Below are 19,069 nucleotides of genomic sequence, written 5' to 3' on the forward strand. Positions count from 1 at the left end.
ACCCCGCCCGTTGGGCACCCCGCCAAAGAAGGGAAAATTATGCAACTTCCCCTCCTTTAGAGGGATGCCTGAAAGGCGGGCTGGATTAATAAATTGTTCTAAAAATTCAATTTTTCTGGCAAATATTTCGCCACTAATTCTTTATAATACGGAAGTAAAGCCTTTACATCTGGCCTAACTGGTGCTTTTGTATATAAATCATACGGATTGAATTTTTTGACCCATTCAAACATTTCTACATCTTTTTCAGTCATCAAATGAGCATAAGCATTTTCTCTGTGTTGTGAGTAAAACGAGTGGTATCGAATCATATACAAAGCAGGTTCCGGCAAATAATCTTTCATGATTTGATACAAATATTCGTCGTGTCCCCAACTCATTTTTACTTTGTCAAGCCCACAATTTTCCGAATAAACGCCATATTTTGTATTGAATCGTGAATCAGTAAAATCAGGGTTTTCCTTGAAAAATTCAGGATAAACAATTTTGTCAGAATACGAACAACCTACGGGGAAAGTATCTCCAACAACCGCCCATTGTGGTTCTCCAAACAAACACAACACTTTTCCTAAATCGTGCAAAAATCCAGTAAGCACAAACCAATCGGGATGTCCATCGGCTCTGATGGCTTCTGAAGTTTGCAGAAGATGTTGGGTTTGATCTAAATCGATATCAGGGTCGCTGTCATCAACCAGCGTGTTCAAAAACTCGACAGCTTCCCAAATAGACATTTGCTTTTTATTGAACTGTAGAAATTCCTCTTCTTTGCTACAAACAAAATCATAGGTTTGATAGGTGTGATTCATTCGGTAAAACTCTTTTACTGTTTCTACTCTTTCTGAATCGACATAATTTCTAAACTCTTCTTTTTCTTTTGTATTTTCTGTTGGGTCTGGATAACGAGTTAACAAATCATCTTCCCATTCGTCTAAATTTTTCAGCGGCTTATCCGTATCAATTATCTTTTTCATAACATTTGATTATAAATTACAAAAACAAAAATATAGTTTCAATTAGAAAATGAAATGGATTAATCCATCAAAAATATGGATAGATTTAATTAGAAGATAATTTCACATCAACATAAAACATTACACACTAACTAATTAGTTTGCTTGGCGGGAAACCAAACTGTTTTTTGAAACATCTACTGAAATATAAAGGATCATTAAAACCGACCAAATCGGTTACTTCTGACACATTGTATTTTTTTGTTTTCAGCAGTTGTGCAGCTTTCTTCAAGCGGATGGTTCTGATAAATTCATTGGGAGCCAAATCGGTCAATTCTTTGATTTTACGGTATAATTTTGAAGAACTAACTCCTAATTTATCACACAAAAATTCGGTTGACAAATCCAGTTCACTCAAATTGTCATTTATCAAACCTGTTACTTTTGCCAAAAATTCTTCGTCTATGGGAGAATGAGTTAGTAAGCCAATCTTACTTTCTACATCTCCTGAGAATTTCGCTTTTAAATCCATTCTAGATTTAATAATATTTTCTATGACGGTTTTCAGCAAGGACGGTTCGAATGGTTTGACCATATAGCTGTCTGCGCCAATGCCATATCCTTTTACTTTGTCTTCATTATCCGAAAGGGCAGTTAGTAAAACAACCGGAATGTGGCTGATAAATTCGTCATTTTTTAGTTCTTCACAAAACTCGAGTCCGTTCTTAACTGGCATCATAACATCGGCAACACAGAGAACAGGTTTGATTTGTCGGCAAATTTTCAGTCCTTCTTCACCATTTTCGGCTTCATAGACTTTGTAATAATCGGATAAATAATCCACCAGATATTTTCGGAGTTCCGTATTGTCTTCGACCACCAATATTTTTTGTTTCAAGTCCGTGTTTTGAAGTATTTTCTTCATAGCCTTTTCAGGAACAGGCAAACTGAGGTTGTCGTTTTTCAAAACATATTCAAATACTTCTTTGTCAGTATAAAAATTACGGTCAATTGGAATTTCAACTGTAAAAATACTTCCTTTACCAGGTGTACTTTCCACTCTTATTATACCCTTATGTAGCGCCACCAGTGATTTCACCAACGACAAACCAATTCCCGAACCAGTATTGTGGTCTTTGCTATTGGTTACTTGATAAAAGCGTTTAAATATTTTTTCTTGACTTTTTAATGGAATTCCAATCCCGTTGTCGCTAACTTCTATCACCATCAAACCGCTATCTTCTCCATCTTTTAATCGAATGAACAAATCGACATTACCATAGTTATTGGTAAATTTCAAAGCATTGGATAAAAGGTTGTACAGGATCTTATCGTATTTATCATTATCAATCCAGCCTGTTATGTTCTCGTTTTCGGTATTAAAATTCAAACGAATATTTTTGTTGTAAGCCAGTTCTTTGAAAGATTCAAAAATATTTCTGGAATAAGCTATAATGTCTGTTTCAGAAACTTTCAGTTTTAATTCGCCAGCTTGTGCTTTTCTAAAATCGAGTACTTGATTGACCAAATTCAGCATTCGACTTGCATTTTGATGAATTAAATTGAATCGGCTTTTTTGATATTCGCTTGCATTTCCTTCGTCCATTAATTGTTTGGCAGGACCTAAAATAAGCGTCAAAGGCGTTCTTAACTCGTGGGAAATATTCGTAAAAAATCGCAGTTTTTCATTGTTTAATTTAATGTCTTGTTCGCGTTTTACTTTTTCTGTCAGTAATTCTTGTTTCAATTGGATTCTGTTTCTAATCTCAATTCTAACAAAATAAAAAATAACCGACAATAGTATTAAAAAAAGTAACAAGGCTGTTGGCGTCAACCAAAATGGAGGTAATACCTTTATTTTATAAGAAGCAATTTTGCTCCACTTCCCATCACTATTGCTGGACATTATTTTAAATTCATAATCTCCCGGATAAAGATTGGTGTATTGAACAGTTCTGGAATTGCTGTTGGTTGTAATCCAATTTTTGTCAAAACCTTCTAACATGTATTGAAACTTGTTCAACTTTTCATTAGCAAAAGAAGGTACAGAAAACTGAAGTGAAAAGTTACGATTTTTATAATCCAACTCAATCTTTCTTTCATAATTCAACTCTTTGACCAATGGAACTTGTCCATTAATTTCCATCCCGGGTAATACTTCTTCATTCTGAATTTTGAATTCCGTTACAATAGGAATGGGTGACCATTTATTTTTTTTCATCAATTGGGGTGAAAAAGAAATAATGCCGTTTTTGCCTCCTAAATAAATTTTTGAATTATTAAAATTAAAAAAACCACTCGAACTAAAAACATCCAATCTGTTCCCGCTATTGACATAATAAATATTAATGTCTTTTAAATCGTTTTTTAGCCAGGCAACACTATTGTTGTTTATATTTAGCCATAAATCTCCTTTGGCATCCAATAACATATCAGTAATCCACTTTCCAGAGAGTTCCTTAAAATGTGTAATTACTTTAAATTTGTTTTTTGAAGGTTCGTAAACACACAAACCATAACGAGTTGATGCCCAAACAGTACCTTTTTTATCAATTAAAACATCGCTGACATTGTCGTCATAAGGTATTCCGTTTTCCCTTTTTGAAATCGATTTATAGGTTTCAATTTTGCCGGATGCATTGTTGTATCGTACCACACCGGTTTCTGTGGCAAACCAAATATTGTTTTTATTGTCTTTTTCTATGGCATTGATTTGGAATCCCGGCAATAACTTCCCTTTAGAAACTTGAACTTCTAAGGTTTGGGTATTTAACACAACTGCTCCTTCGCCAAAAGATCCTACCATCATAGCTTGTGGTCCTATCCTGCAAAAAGCAAATAAAGCAGCCGTTTCGAATCCCAATTTAATTTCTTTGGAAGAATTTGTAACATAATTATAAACCAACAAATTCCCGTTCCAAAGACCGCAATAAAAAATCTTCCCGTCATCCGAATAGATGCTGGCAATGTCCTTGTCGTTATTGTACAAAGGTTTAAAACCATTGGCATTCGATATAAAAACTCCATTATGACTGGTTACAACAATTACTTTATTGTCATAGGTTTTAGCAAAACCCCTAATTCGAGGGGCTTGATTGCCTATGTGTCGGGAAATGTCTTTATTGAGCGTAAACTGGTTTTCGTAAGGATCGTATTTGTCGAGTCCATCTTCGGTTCCTATCCATAATACTCCTGAAGCATCAAAATACAAGGCTGAAACCAAATTATCAACGATGGATGTTTCTTCTGACAATACTGAATAATACCATTTGTAATCCCCTTTCTGAATGTCTTCTAACTGATTACAAACTAACAATCCTCCCAAAGTACCCACCCAATATTTGCCATCGGGAGCTTGAGCAACCGACAAGAAATAAGGACCTAAACTCCCTCTAATTTCTTTGTTTTCAATGTATAAATTTACAAAACGGTTGTTTTTTTTATCAAATTTATAGAGTCCTTGGCGTGTTCCCACAAAAATATCCGCTTTGGCATCTTGATAAATAAAATTAACATAAGGATTTTTCTCATTAGAATTGGGTACAGAAAGTGTATAATCATTGGTTTTTACGATAGCCCCTTTTGTATCCAATGTAATTTTGGCCACAGAAGCTTTTTCATAACTACCAATCCAGATATTGCCACTTTTATCCTCAAAAATTTCTTTTACATAATCAAAATTCTTGATTGGAATCTTTTCAAATCGGTTTTCTTCCAGGAAAAAAAGATAAACCCCTTTGGTTTTTGTTCCTACCCAAACCCTTTTAAATTTATCGACATAAACCGACCTAATTTCTTCTTCGGGCAAACTATTGGGGTCGTCTTTCTTGGAAAAAAAAGTGGTAAAAACTTGGGTGTCTAACTTAAAAAGGGTCAAACCTTTTCGGGTTCCTATCCATAAATTGTTCGATTCTTCATCCAGTTCCAATGCGGTTATGTCATCATTGTACAATTTATTGGCACTGGCCGAAGAACTCATATAGTTTTTGAATTGATAACCGTCAAAACGATTCAATCCTGAGAAAGTACCTAACCACAAGAAGCCTTTTTTGTCTTGTACAATATGCCTAACTGAATTGTGTGACAAACCATTATTGTCATTATAATGCGTGAATTTTATATTCTGGGAATGAGAATATAAAAAGGTGAACAAGAAAAAAAATAATATATAAAAATGACGTTTCATATTTGTTAATTATAGATGCAATTTACAACTTAAACCGATAATTATTTTCCATTAAGGATTTATTCGTTCTATCTGATTCGCTTTCAAGTTGATTTTAAAATGATTGGAAGGCAAGCCATTCATTGTTTTTTGAACAATTTTTGCCCATAAAACAAATTGTTCGTTACCTGATTTTTCGAGTTGTTCACACACTATTTCGTATTGTTTCAACCTTTTACTTCCTATCTCGGGCATAGCCAATTCATCGGCGTTTTTCAATCTGTAAAAATCATAAATCATATTGAAACCCGTCCAAGTTTCAAAATCTTGGAGCGTTAAATTATTGGAGAATAATTGTTTATCGAAAGCTGAATTGTCTTTATTGATTTCCAATAAATCTTTGCCCGAAAGTTTTAGAATAGCATTCAAAAAATCTATTGGAAAATCCTCCGGCAAAAAACGAAGCCTTACCAATTCCTTTAAATGCCATTCCGTAAAGCCTTCATAATCTTTAGCTTTTAGAATTTCTTTATTCCAAATCGAAGAGCTTTTTATATTTTGCAAATGGGCATATTCTTCTTCATAAAAAGGAAACAAACTGTTGAACTTTGGAACCGAACTAACCACGACCGTTTCTACTTCCAGTTCTGAATTGGAATGAATGGTCAGAATTTTATAAGCCGGTTTATAGGCGGCCAACGAAGGAGTTTGAATGTTGAACAAGGTATTGCCTTTTGCCGTAGTTCGCACTCCCGTATCGTTGATATGCATATGTCCGCCAAAATGAATTTGGATGCCCGCATCGGCAAATGTTTGGGCAACATCTTCATTCGGCACTCTTTCAAGTTGCATTTTGTTGGCACCAAACAGCAATTTCATTTCTGGCGAGGCATCATCATTAAAATCGACCATTGGGTAATGACTGAAGGCAATCAATATTTTTCCTTTTTGTTTGGCTTCTGCCGAGACTTTTTCCACCCAATCTATCAAATGATTTTTATAAACAAACACGTTGTTGTACCCAATACTGGCTCCAGAAAAATCGTGTGGATTATCCATTAAACCCGACAATTTTTCATTGGGGACATAAGCATTGGCATCAATGGCCAAAAGCCAAATTCCCTTGATGGGTTCGACCAAATAACTCGCGTCTGGAAGAGATAAATTGGTGTTTTTAAGACTGTAAATTCTTTTTTGCAAGACGGATTCTTTTAAAGCCAGATCAAAATTATAACCTTCATACCCATAACTCGAAAAAGGAGTTTCCCAATACAAATAGCTTTTTTGGGGAAAGAAACCAAAATTGGCCATTTCATTCAAGGTTTCTTTATACCCCCAGTTTTTGATGTCGGAAGTAATGATGGGTTCCAATTCGTGATTGTCCAAGTTGGTTTTTGAACTGCTGATGATTTGTTCTTTTCCGTCCTTGCCCAAAAAATCGGTTTTGGCTGCTTCTTGCGAAAAAGGTCTTACCACGTCGTGATTTCCTGTTGTCACGAAAAAGGTCATACCGTATTTTTGGGTATATTTCTCCAATATTTTTTTCAATCCCCTGACGTGAACAGGTTGTCCGTCATCACTAAAATCGCCCGGAAGCACGACTTGTTTGATTCCTCTTTTCGAAATGTCGTTTAAAGCTTCTATAAAGGCAAAATAGTTCTCATTGTAAATTCGAGTGGAATGCAATTGCGAATTCATCGTTCGGATATTGGCATATTCTCCCGTTACAGGATTTTTTATTCCTTGGTAGTTATTGTCTTGAAATTTTCCGAAAATATCTTGCAAATGGACATCGGCTATAAAAGCAATTTGTACCTTTTTTTGGTCTGCTTGAGATAATGATTTACAAGCAGAGAAAGAAAGTAATAGCAGTACTAAAACCGAAACTCTTGACATAATTTTATTTTTCTAATTATCTTTTAGTATGAATATTATCGAAGGTAAACTCAACTGTTTTGTTAACCACAAATTACACAAATTAACACAAATTTCATCTGCATACAAATTTGCGTAATTGCTTCGCCAGTTCGCTTTCGCTCGGGTTGTGGCTGAAACTTTTAATAACCAATCCCCTATTTCTTGGCGAAACTTACTTGGTAACAACTTCAAATTCCGAGTATCCCGTGACAGCATCATCCTTGGTGTTTTTCAATGCCTGAAGTTTTACATATTGTGCTTGAGCCAACTTAAACGTTTTGTTTTGCCACAAAGGATTGTTGGTGATGTTCGAAAATTCGCCTTCATCAACCAATTCCCAATTGATGTTATCCTGCGAAATATAGAATTTATAATTCGTAATAATACCTTTGGACTTCAAATTTTGGTCTGGCAAATACCTGAAACCGATTAATTTTTCGGCTTTGCCCAAATCAATCACAAAATCAACCGGCATCGTTTTATTTTTATCCTGAACCCAAATCGTAGCGGGATTTCCGTCAATCATTTTATACGCTTCCGCATCATTTGTTTCCAAAATTTTCCAATCCGTTCTGGCAATATCAAATTTTTCTTCCACTGCGGCACTGCTTTTCCCAATGGCGGGATTGTAAGCGATGGCTTTGACCGCTATTTTTCCGTTTCCGGTTTTAATCTTGCCAACATATTTTTTTGATTTCGGTGTTGGATTACTGCCATCCAATGTGTAAAAAACTTGGGATTCCGCATCGGCTGGAATAATGCTTACGTCTCCTGATTGTTCCCTGATTATTGTTGGAGCAGTCAATATTTGCGGTGCATTGTAAATTTCGATATTGGAAATAAGCGGACAACTTTTTGAATCTGTAATCGAAAATCGAAGTTTTGAAGCCTCAACCGATGGAAAGCAAAGTATTCGTTTATAGCCAATGGTGGTTTCCTTTGCCAATTCTTTCCATTCTCCTTTTACATAGGCTTCTACAGTAAAAGATTTCACCCTTTGTCCCAATCGAATGTATTCCTGAACCAGAAAACGGTTGAAAGTGGTCGGCTTGTCAAAATGAATAGTCAATGAAGCGGTATTGATGTTGTCATCCGTTGCCCAATAAGTTTCTTTGTTGCCGTCTAATGCTTTGTCTGCTCCGAATTTTGCACTATTCCCTCTAGTGTTTGAAGCTTCCGCTTTGACTTTTTTGGCGAGATTCACTGCAAAAGCTTCCTTTATTGCTTTCGCCAATTCCAAAGCCGCTTTCTCGTCATTTTTATGGATTAAACCGTTCGGCATAATTGGAAAATTAAGCAAAAAAGTGCCGTTGCGACCAATAGAATTGTAGTAAGTGTCCATAAGTTCAGACAGTGTTTTTACCTTGCTGTCTTCCCTTAAATGATAAAACCACTCCGGTCTAATAGAAGTGTTGACTTCACCCGGAACCCAGGCATTGCCGTCTTCCACACCATAACGCAACATATTCACTTGCTCGTCTCCCGTGGCATATAGCAAACTCCAATTGGTTTTACCCACATAACCCGCTTCGGTCCCAACCCAACGAAGATCGGCTCTGTCGCCATTATCATTCCAAATCACGATATTGGGTTTCAATTTGCGAACAAGAGCGTAGGTGTTTTTCCAATCGTAATAGGTTTTACGGTCAATTTTTCGGATTTCGTTGGCTCCGCCATAATAGCCGTCACCTCCATTGGCTCCGTCAAACCACACTTCGAAAATTTCTCCATAATTGGTCAAAAGTTCCGTTAATTGGTTTCGGAAGTACGTAATGTATTCCGGTTTACCATAATCGGGATGGTTTCTATCCCAAGGAGAAAGGTACACTCCTAATTTCAATCCGTATTCCTTGCAAGCATCTGCCATTTCCCGCATAATATCACCTTTGCCGTTTTTCCAAGGGGAATTTTTCACCGAATAGTCGGTATATTTTGATGGCCAAAGACAAAAACCGCTATGATGTTTCGCCGTAATTATAATGCCTTTCATTCCGGCTTCCTTGCAAATTCGAGCCCATTGTCTGCAATCCAAATTCGTTGGATTAAAGATTTTTGGATCCTCGTCGCCTTTTCCCCAAGACATATCAGTATAGGTGTTTACAGACAAATGGACAAAAGCATAATATTCCATTTCCTGCCATCGCATTTGGTTTTCATTGGGAATGGGGCCATAAGCCTCTGGAGCTTTCACTTGACTGAAGGCCGAAAAAACAAAACTCAAACAAAAGAGGATTCTAAAAAAGTGGGTTCTGATATTCATTATATTATTTTTTTATTCGTTCAAAAGTATTGTTCTCAAAAGAAATCTTGAAATCCGATTTGAAAAGTTGGCTTGGCAGGTAATAATCCGTTGAAATGACTTGCGCCCCTGATGCTTTGGCTTTTTCAAACGAAGTATAATCATTTGTTCTGGCTTGCTTCGTATCCGAATCGGCTCTGGTGCGAACCATATAACCTTTAGCCACCAATTTTTTGATATAATCAAAATCCTTGACAGGGTCGTTCAGGATTTGGAATGCCGCTTCGGGATTTCCCTCTTGGCTATTGACGAATAAAACCCTGTCTTGTAACGAAAAATGGTGTTCCAGATACTTGTTGATTTTATCCTCTTTTTCGTCCAATACAAAAAGAAAACGCCCTTTCACGGTCTTCAATTCAGGCCAGCCTTTTTTGAGAATCGCTTCTTCCAATGTTTTATATTTTCCCCTGACCAAATCCGGTGTAATCAACTGTTTATCTGAAAAAACACTTTTTATTTCGATGTCAATGCTGTCCAAAGCCTTTGCGGTAAAGGGTAATGGCTTGCGCAAATTTTCAACAACTTGGTCTTTGGTGTTCATCAAAATAAAAATGGGTGTGTGATTCGGATGTTTATCCGACCATTTTTTTAAAGCCAATAAAGCGTCTTTAAACAACAAATAATGACTCCTAAAATCAATATCCTGAATATGGAACATTTTTAAGCCCGGTTTTTTAAGCTTTTCTTCTTTATCAAAAGCTTTAGGTTCTTGTCTCATCTTTTTTACTATTTCCAATCCTTTTGGGTTGGAAAAATAGCCGCCATTGGGGTCGTAAAAAACATCCAACTCTAAATTCCGCAAGCCTAAATCCAGTTGTTCTTCCAAGGGAATATGGCTGTATTGCAACGATTTTGCTCTTGAAGAATCCAGTTTAAACAAGTAATGGAACAAAGGTTCTTCGATAGCCATTTTATAAGAGTTGTGACTACCTATAACCTGAATATCATTAAGATGCACCTCATCACTTGTAAAACTGCAAATGATGATAACTAAAATTAAGAGAACAGGATTATATTTTCGAAAGTTTACAATCATTACTTATTCTTAATTTCAACTTTTTGTTCCAACAATTGATCTTCCAAGATTGACAAAATTACGTCCTTAAAGATAATTTGTTTTTGCCTATCTTTTGCAATATCAATCCTTTCCATTTTCAAATTTTGAACATCATCAAATACAAAAGCGGGTCTAAAATCGGTTTCATCCAATGTCAATTTGATGTTTTTCATACTTATTCCATCGGCGTGACGCACATAAAATGCCCAAGCGGGTAATTCTCCAAACATCGAAAATTCAGGATAATCTTTTACCGCTTCAGGCACTTGATTTAACCGACTCAACGGGACATACGCCATTGCTTTTGAAGCTCTTCCGGGAAAATTGATTTCAATATTTTCCAGAACTACATTTTCTATTTTGTAACCTGGAATGCCAACAATTGAGGATGGAAACGGGTTGTGAAAAAAGTCAACCTCTGGTCCTCTTACATCATAATTTAGATCTGGACGTCCAAAAGGCACTTGCACTTTTATATCTTTGATACTCACATTTTTGATACTTCCTGGTTTTTGACCATCTCTATGACCTAATCTCATAAAAATGGCATTTCCTGTATTTAAAGCAGTAATATTGGAAACAGCAATATTTTCTATGACCGCACCGTCAACGGATTCTATGGCAATTGCTGAACGAAATGTATCAAACACCTGAATGTCTTTGACAACCACATTTTTGAAACCACCGTAAGAAGCCGTTCCAAATTTTATCGCACTGGCACTGGATCTAATCGTACAATTGGCAATATAAATTCCATCATTAGAATATCCCGGATAATATGATTTTAAACAAATACCGTCATCGGCGGCATTGATGTTGCAATTGGTAACCTTGACATTTTTGCAATCCGTGATGTCTATTCCGTCATTGTTCCAATACGAGCGATTTACCACGGTAAGACTATCTAAAACTAGATTGGAACACAACTCAAAAGACAAACCCCAACAAGAAGCTTCGCCCAACTTCAAGCCTTCTACCGAAATAGTTTCGCATTGCGAAAACCGAAACAATTTGGGTCTCATCGTTTCGTTGGGTCTGTTTCTACGCAAACTATATTTTGGGTCAATGGCAACACCAGCGTGATGAAGACTGTCTATATGCAAAGCCAACTTTAAGCCTTGTCCATCAATAGTTCCTTTTCCTTTTAGCGCAATATTATTGGCTTTGTGTGCCAAAATTAAAGCCAGCTGGGAATTGTCATCTTTTTTTGGAGAATCAGGTCTTCCATCAAAAGCCATATTCAAATAATCTTTGGGATTGGTACTTCCTAATAATACCGCATTTTCTTCCAAGTAGATTTCTACGTTAGTCTTCATTACAATACTTCCAGACAAAAAGTTGCCTTTTGGAAAAACAACACGCCCTCCTTTATTTTTAAAAGCGGCATCAATGGCTTTTTGAATCGCTTGAGTATTCAAAGTTTTGCCATCTGGTACAGCTCCGTATTGGGTTACCAAAAAATCTTTGGAACTGTTTTTTACTTCCTCTTTATTTTGGGCAGAAAGCAAAAAAAGCATCAAAAAGGGAATGCAACATAAAATTATTCTTTTCATCATTGGAGTTTTATTTGTCCAAAACATTTTTTTTAAACTCTTTAACCAATGGTCATTGTGTGTCTAAACGGAGTGAATCCTGTAAGGTAAACGTGAATCCCATCGGTGCGTAAATTGCCTTGATGGTAGGTTATGTCCTCGCTGTCCAAATTATTTACATTTTGATGTTCGACTTTTCCAGGTCCAAATTCGATGGTATCTGCTCCCATCGACAATTTACCCAATCCCGAATTTAAGAAATAATTGTTCTTATCGTCCATAATGGCTCCCGTAATTTCGCTTCCTTCTTTAAAACACATTTCGATGGTCACTTCCACATTGGGTGGGCCATCAACTTTGAAATCCAAATTTAAAGTTCCATTGTTTTCGGCAATTTCGATGACGGTAACTTGTTTTTTTACATTGCTTTTGGTTCGCGAATCAAAATCCATTTTATTCCAAAACCGTCCATCTTGAGAGGGAGATAATTTGTAATCACCATCCGATTTTAGAAATTCTGGAGCCAATGGTTGGTAATAATCGGCTTCTTTGGTTTCGGTCAAAATGTATTTATTTCCTTGTTTGACAATGCCATCGCTGCTAAAATACCCCATTCTAAAAAAAGAAGTGGAAAGGCGCATATATTTTAAAATGGCATCTCCTTTTCTGTACATTAAAAAATTAGGATTAGACGATCTTCCCGAAACAATTAGTAATGGTTTGTCATTTCCTCCAAAAAGTGTTATCGCTGTTTTTCCACGTCTAATTCGAGCCAGGTTTGAAAGAGCAAAAAACTTCTCAAAATTATTTTCAAGTTGGCTTTCATTCGAAATTTGCTGCTGAAGTTCGCTATTTTCCATAAAAAACAACAACGAACCAGACAAGGTTTCACTAGTGAAATCAGGAAGGTTTTCAATCAGATTCACCATTTGGGCAAACATTGTGTTCTTGGTATGAATTGCCATAAAACGGTAGGGCAAATAAAACTTGGAAACCGTTAAATTCATAAATTGATCTTGCCGTTTGGAATCGACCGTGACCAAATTGCCATTGGGTTCGGTGTAATAATAGTAAGTCGTCAGGTTTTTTTGAACGATATCCAACAATTCTGGTTTATTCAACAATCTAGACATCGTAATCAAGGCTTTGTCGATAACCACCGAATAAACGCCACTTCGTTCGGAATACTGTCCGTCTTCGTTCAAATAAATTCCTTCGGCAAGCCATTGGTCAATTCGTCGAAGATACCTCGGATCAGGATAAAGCGAATGGATGTTTGCCAAAGCGGCACAAACAACCCATCGGTGATTGGGAGTATGAACGCCTCCTGTCGCCATTGCTTCTCCGGCATTGACGATAAAAGTTTTCATTTTGTTGCGCAAGCCTTCCAAATCCTTTTGTTTTGCCTCATTCAATACGGCTGCTGCTGGACAAATATATTCCAAAATAAAAGCGGTATCTGGTGGTGATTGTCGGTTGCCACCCGCATCTAAAGTGCCATCGGGATATTGCTCTTTTAGCAAAACATCCATAGCCTGATTCAGTTTATCAGCCAAGATTTTTGACTTGTAATAAGCAGATCCTGAATTGGATATAGAAGCCGTCATAGTTGAAATCAGACCTGCTATTGGACGAAAATTACTGATTCGATTATTAGCTACAATTGGATCTTTGTCAAGAAAGCTTTTCACTTTGGCATCATTATTCAAAATGAGTTTTTTCATTAATAGACTATCTATTTTTGGCTTGCTGTCCTTTATGAAATCATTGGCAAAAACAACGTCACTAATCAATGCTCCAGCCAATGTTAGACCTCCCAATCTAATAAATTTTCCACGACTCATTTGATGTTTCATATTGTTCGCTTTTAATATTTGTCACTAAAATTAATCCACTATTTTCACAAGCGTGAAATTGATTCCCAATGGGTTTTTGGTCATTTTACAGATTAAAGGAAAATCAGGATTTTTCACGATCCACATTTCGGTTTCGTCAATTTGCGCCAGGACGTGCAAAGCATCTATCGTTTTTCCGTCAATTGTGAAAGGTTTTTTATCTGCATTTTTATCTAAAACATAAGTCGTGTTGTTGCAAACAAACTTGTTGTTTTTCAACAAATCTTGGTAGGCTGATTGCGAAATCATAAAAAAAGTTTCTGTTGGTTTCAAGACAATAACATCCGAAGTTTCTCCTTGGTTAAAACTTAAAGCATTTCCGTTTTTTAATCCTTCCTGCGCAATTATGATGTTGCTTTTCACGCCTTTGGTATCTAAATCCAGTACAAGCTTGTCTGCCGTTATTTTGGCCGTCAACGTCAACGTTCTGGTTTGTCCGTGTAACTTGCAGACATAATGCAATGCCGTGTTATTTTTGATTGTGGGAACAAAACTTTGTCCTGCCACCATTTGAAATAGGAAACATAAAACGATGGTTAGAATACTATTTTTCATTTGTTGCTTATTTAGTTGGTGGTAAAATTGTTATTCCCCAAGCCGAAGGTTTTGCATCCATTTCCAATATCAATTCGCCTCCATTCACTATATCTTTATGTAAAATCCAAGCTTGGTTATAAGGCTTGCCGTTCAATGATGCCGATTTTATATATTTCTTTTTATCACTAAGATTTTTGGCAATAATCTTGAAATTTTTCCCTTCTTCCAATTGTAAAGTAGTTGCTGCAATCAAAGGCGTGTTCAATAAATAATAGGCTTGCCCAGCATTAGGATACAATCCCATCATTTGGAAGGCCAACCAAGACGACATCGCTCCCGAATCATCATTTCCTGGTAAACCTGCTCGGGAAGTGTTGAAATTCTCTTTAATGATTCCCCTGATTCTGTCACTGCTCAAATACGGTTTTCCTATCCAATGATACATCGTTGGTGCTAAAAAGGAAGGTTCATTCGAAACATCATACAATTTGGCATCAAAGAAAGTATCCAATCTTTTTTGGAAAGCCAAATCACTGCCTGTTCTGCGAACCACTTCGGGTAAATCGTGTGGAATACTCAAAGAATATTCCCAAGAAGTGCCTTCATAGAAAAACACGCACCAATGGCAAACATACCAAGGCGATTCGGTGATTGTTGGTGTGTATTTATAAGTCGGTTTTTGAATTTTTGACTCTCCAAAAACAACCTCATCCAACCAATTGCCAGCCGCATCTTTAGGCATAATAAAGCCTTTGGTACCGTTATTTTCATAATCCGCACGCCATAAATTTTTCCAATTATCGGCTTGTTTGATGTATCGGTCGTAGATATCCAAACGATTCAAACCTTTGGCAACGGTAGCTATATTGTAATCGTTGTAAGCATAATCAATGGTTCTATTTCCTGCTCGGTCTGTGCCAAACGGAACATAACCCAAACTCAAATAATCCAACAATCCGCCCCTGCCTTCTCGCTCTTCATTGCCTCCAGGTGGAACTTCTGCATCCTTGAGCATCGCTTTCAATGCCAGTTCATAATCAATTCCTTTCAAGTTTTTTACAAATGCATCAGCAATGACTGTCTCTGCATTCGAACCGCCTTGGGTTCGACCGTTGTCGTTGCCGCTTCTGCCTTCCGGCAAATAGCCTTCGCGTTTGTAAATGTTCAACATCGCGTTGACAATTTCTACTTGTCGCTTGGAATCAATCAGAGTAATCAAAGGACTTGACGTTCTGAAAGTATCCCAAATGCAATAAAAATCATCGTAATAAGGTTCATCATTGGTCCACAAAGGGTTTTCTCCAGTTCGGTTTACAGGCATTATCATCGTGTGATACAAACCGGTGTAAAACATTTTTTTATACTCAATTGAAGTGTCGGGTGCAAGTGTAATGCGACTTAGCAATTGCTCCCATTTGTTTTCTAAGGATGCCAAAACGGTATTAAAATTCCAATGCGGAATTTCTACCTGTATGTTGTTTTTCGCTTTCAATTCACTTAAAAACGAGATGCCAATTTTTACGTTCAGTTCCTGTTTTTCGCCTTTTCCAAAAGAAAGCAGTGCTGCCGTTTTTTTTCCGGAATCAAATTGTGCCTTTTCATTGGCATAGAATTTTCCGTCTTTATAAGTAACATATTGGGCAATGGGTTGGTCGAAAACTGCCCAAAAATAAACGGTATAAGCACGACCGTTATTCCATCCGCCTCGAATTCGGCTGTAGCCTCTTACTTCGGTGTCTGAAACAATTTCTATTTGGGAACCCACAAATTGTTGAGCTTCCCTTCCCTCTGGTTCGGGAGATTCACCCAAGAAAAATCCGGGATCAATCTTTAACTCTTTGCTTGCATTTTTAGGATAGCTAATGCGATAAAACGAAACTTTTTCGGCAGTCGTGATTTCAGTTTTAATCTGGCTTCCTTTGAAAATCGTTTCATAATAACCCAACTTCACCTTTTCTTCTTCTCTAAATGCGGCTTGCTCCAATTTGTCCAAAGCTCCCGAAAAAGGCATAATTTGAATGTTTCCGTATTTAGGACCGCCGCCCGTTCCGCTAACGTGAACTTGGCTGAATCCTGTTACTTCTGTTGGTAAGGGCAACCAGCCACTATTGGGTCTGACCGTACAATCTGGACTTGGTTTTACCATTCCGTAGGGACAAGAAGGGCCAATAAAAACTCTTCCATCACCTTCTGAACCAATCATTGGATCTACAAAATTGTGAAGCTGATTTTGGGCATTCGTCTTTACACAAAAGAATAACGACATTCCTAAAAAGAGCATAATTTTAGCAGTTGATTTCATAAGCACTTTTTTCTTTATTGTTTTGGCTTATCAGCCATTTCCAAAATTAATTCTCCGCCATTGGTAATTTCCTCTTGAGAAATACTAAACTTTAACACCGGTTTTTTGTTGAAATTAATGGTATCAATATAAACACTTTCAGGACTATTATTGTTGGCTTTGATAACAAAATTTTTACCTTGATAATACTTCTGATTTAACTGAATTGTCACTTTGTTAAATAGCGGACTTCCTATTTGGTATTGTGGATTTTCTTCTGTTCCACCATTCATTTGGAACAAACCAATTTTAAGCAAAACGTTCAAACTTCCCATTAAACCTTGATCTTCGTCACCGTTATAACCTGTGTTGGGAGCTAATCCGCTGAAGGTTTCTTTTACTACATTTCTGGTCCAGTATTGTGTCAAATCGGGTCTTCCTAATAAATTAAAAATAAAGGAGGTCTGAATCGAAGGTTGATTGCCAAAATTGATTGGAATGCGACTATATTCGGGATGCAATTCGGCATCATGTGAGATACCAGAAGTGAATTTTTGTTTTTTTGCAATTTCAAACTGAGTGTTTAATTTTGAAACCGCTTTTTCTTTTCCTCCCATTAATTCAGCCAAACCTTCAATATCTTGTGGCACAAACCAAGTAGATTGCGCTCCATTCGATTCTATAAAACCATTTTCGTATTGGTACGGATCGAAATTTTCGAACCATTTTCCTTCCACATTCTTGGGACGCATCCAGCCAATTGATTTATCAAAAACATTTTGATAATTTTTCGACCTCGCCATAAAATAATTGTAATCTTCCTGAAGATTTAATTTCCTGGCCAATTGTGCCAAAGTCCAGTCCTGATAAGCATATTCCAGCGTTTGGCTGGCTCCATCTTGATGACTTCCAAATTTATTTCCTTCGGGAATTGGATAAGGAACAAAGCCATTTTCCATATAATATTTCAATCCTCCGCCAAGATTTGTATTGTGTTCGTAACCTGCTTTTCCCATAATACCATTGAGCATATGGTTTTTTTTGAGTGCTATATAAATGGATTCTAAGTCTTCTTTGACCAATCCTTTTTGAATAGCCGAAACAATAAAAGGAGTGGATGAAGCACCGGTCATCACAAAAGTATAATTACCTCCCGCTGGTCCACGAGGAATCAGGCCGCCGTCTTTATAATATTGCATTAAGGAATGTGTAAATTCTTCCATCATTTCTGGATAAACCAATCCCCAAAGCGTGTTTATCGTCCATTGAGCACCCCAAAACGAATCGGAATTGTATTGATTGAATTTGGGTTTTCCTTTTTCATCCAATGGTATTTGTCCAATCCTGAATTTATCTCCTGTGTTGTCTGGATAAACACCATTGGCATCGCTGATTATTTTTCGTCCTTGCAAAGCGTGCCAAAGATCAGTGTAAAATCGTCTTTGATCGGTTTCAGTTCCGCCTTCTATTTGAATTCTACCCAACAAATTGTTCCATTCGGTTTTTGATTCTGCAACTACTTTGTCAAAATCCCAATGAGGCAATTCTTGTTGAATATTATTAATGGCATTTTCGAGCGAAGTATAAGAAATGCCCACTTTCATCAACACTTTTGCATCTGATTTGCCTAAATGGATTAAATAATTCCCCGTAACAACATCTTTCTCAATAGAAGTTATTGACGTATTGAGCTTAATTTTAAAATATACTTTTAGGGGTTTAGGACGCCTAAAATTCGGACTCATTTCGAATGTTCCAGAAAGCTCGTAATCGTTATTTTTTTCTAAAGTTCCATTAGTATTCTCACAAGGTCCCAAAATGGTATTGAGGTTGAAAAGAATGGCTTTTTGTGCTTTTTCTGGAAAGGAATATCTGTGGAAACCTATTCTTTTGGTACTCGTCAATTCCGTATTTATTTGATATCTGTCTAATAGTAGTGAATGATATCCAGGAGTTATTTTTTCGGTTTCGTGACTGAATTTGGAATAGAAATCCTTGAAAACAGTTGCCTTGTTTCCGTTAGAAATAGTTACAGGCATTACAGAAAGTCCAGACATTTGCCATTCGTGAATATGGCTAAACCCTTTTATTGTATCTATGTTATAGACATATCCACCGCCCCAATCACTTTTGATTCCCGTGTCGGGATTTAAATTTACCATCCCAAATGGACGACTAGCTGAAGAAAAGAAAAACCAGCGCGAGTTTTCGGTATCAAGTAACGGATACACCTTGTCTGCCAATTGGTTATTTGGCAGAAAAGCTGTTTTTTCTGTTTTACAGGCTACTAAAAAAATAAGGAAAAAACTAATTCCTAAGGTTCTGATTTTTAAAATTTTATTTAGTCTCATGGGTACTGTTTTTTTGACAGGGCTACCTATTGTTTATGCTGAATGGTATTTTAAGAACCAATTCGTTAATTCTAAAAAGGAGTGT

General features: G+C 36.7%; 10 protein-coding genes. All 10 read right to left on the reverse strand.

Going from position 1 to position 19,069, the window contains the following annotated elements:
* Positions 1-98: 98 nt before the first annotated feature.
* Positions 99-971 (reverse strand): inositol oxygenase family protein, encoded by an 873-nt coding sequence (locus tag C3L50_RS03415; protein WP_103804750.1) that lies wholly within the window; start codon positions 969-971, stop codon positions 99-101.
* 127 nt (positions 972-1,098) lie between these two features.
* Entirely contained in the window at positions 1,099-5,136 is a 4,038-nt protein-coding gene (locus C3L50_RS03420) for a hybrid sensor histidine kinase/response regulator (RefSeq protein WP_103804751.1), read from the reverse strand.
* Between the two features lie 51 nt (positions 5,137-5,187).
* On the reverse strand, positions 5,188-7,011 hold the full coding sequence (locus C3L50_RS03425; RefSeq protein ID WP_103804752.1) for a metallophosphoesterase family protein: 1,824 nt from the start codon (positions 7,009-7,011) through the stop codon (positions 5,188-5,190).
* A gap of 193 nt (positions 7,012-7,204) precedes the next feature.
* On the reverse strand, positions 7,205-9,292 hold the full coding sequence (locus tag C3L50_RS03430; protein WP_207764301.1) for an alpha-L-fucosidase: 2,088 nt from the start codon (positions 9,290-9,292) through the stop codon (positions 7,205-7,207).
* 4 nt (positions 9,293-9,296) lie between these two features.
* Positions 9,297-10,367, reverse strand: coding sequence for a phosphatidylinositol-specific phospholipase C1-like protein (locus C3L50_RS03435; RefSeq protein WP_103804753.1), 1,071 nt, complete (start codon positions 10,365-10,367; stop codon positions 9,297-9,299).
* Positions 10,367-11,944 (reverse strand): glycoside hydrolase family 28 protein, encoded by a 1,578-nt coding sequence (locus C3L50_RS03440; RefSeq protein WP_243400327.1) that lies wholly within the window; start codon positions 11,942-11,944, stop codon positions 10,367-10,369. Before C3L50_RS03440 ends, C3L50_RS03435 begins: the two co-directional genes overlap by 1 nt.
* Before the next feature lie 38 nt (positions 11,945-11,982).
* The gene (locus tag C3L50_RS03445) at positions 11,983-13,776 is read right to left on the reverse strand and encodes a hypothetical protein (RefSeq protein ID WP_103804754.1); all 1,794 of its coding nucleotides are present in this window, start codon (positions 13,774-13,776) and stop codon (positions 11,983-11,985) included.
* 30 nt (positions 13,777-13,806) lie between these two features.
* Positions 13,807-14,370: a hypothetical protein gene (locus C3L50_RS03450; protein ID WP_103804755.1), complete on the reverse strand. Its 564-nt coding sequence runs from the start codon at positions 14,368-14,370 to the stop codon at positions 13,807-13,809.
* 7 nt (positions 14,371-14,377) lie between these two features.
* Complete coding sequence (locus C3L50_RS03455; protein WP_103805111.1) at positions 14,378-16,654, reverse strand: GH92 family glycosyl hydrolase; 2,277 nt, start codon at positions 16,652-16,654, stop codon at positions 14,378-14,380.
* A 14-nt stretch (positions 16,655-16,668) separates the two neighbouring features.
* A complete protein-coding gene (locus C3L50_RS03460) occupies positions 16,669-18,984 on the reverse strand; it encodes a GH92 family glycosyl hydrolase (RefSeq protein WP_103804756.1) in 2,316 nt (771 codons plus the stop codon).
* Positions 18,985-19,069: the final 85 nt, after the last annotated feature.

Source organism: Flavobacterium alvei, from assembly GCF_002920895.1.
GTDB classification, from domain to species: Bacteria; Bacteroidota; Bacteroidia; order Flavobacteriales; family Flavobacteriaceae; genus Flavobacterium; species Flavobacterium alvei.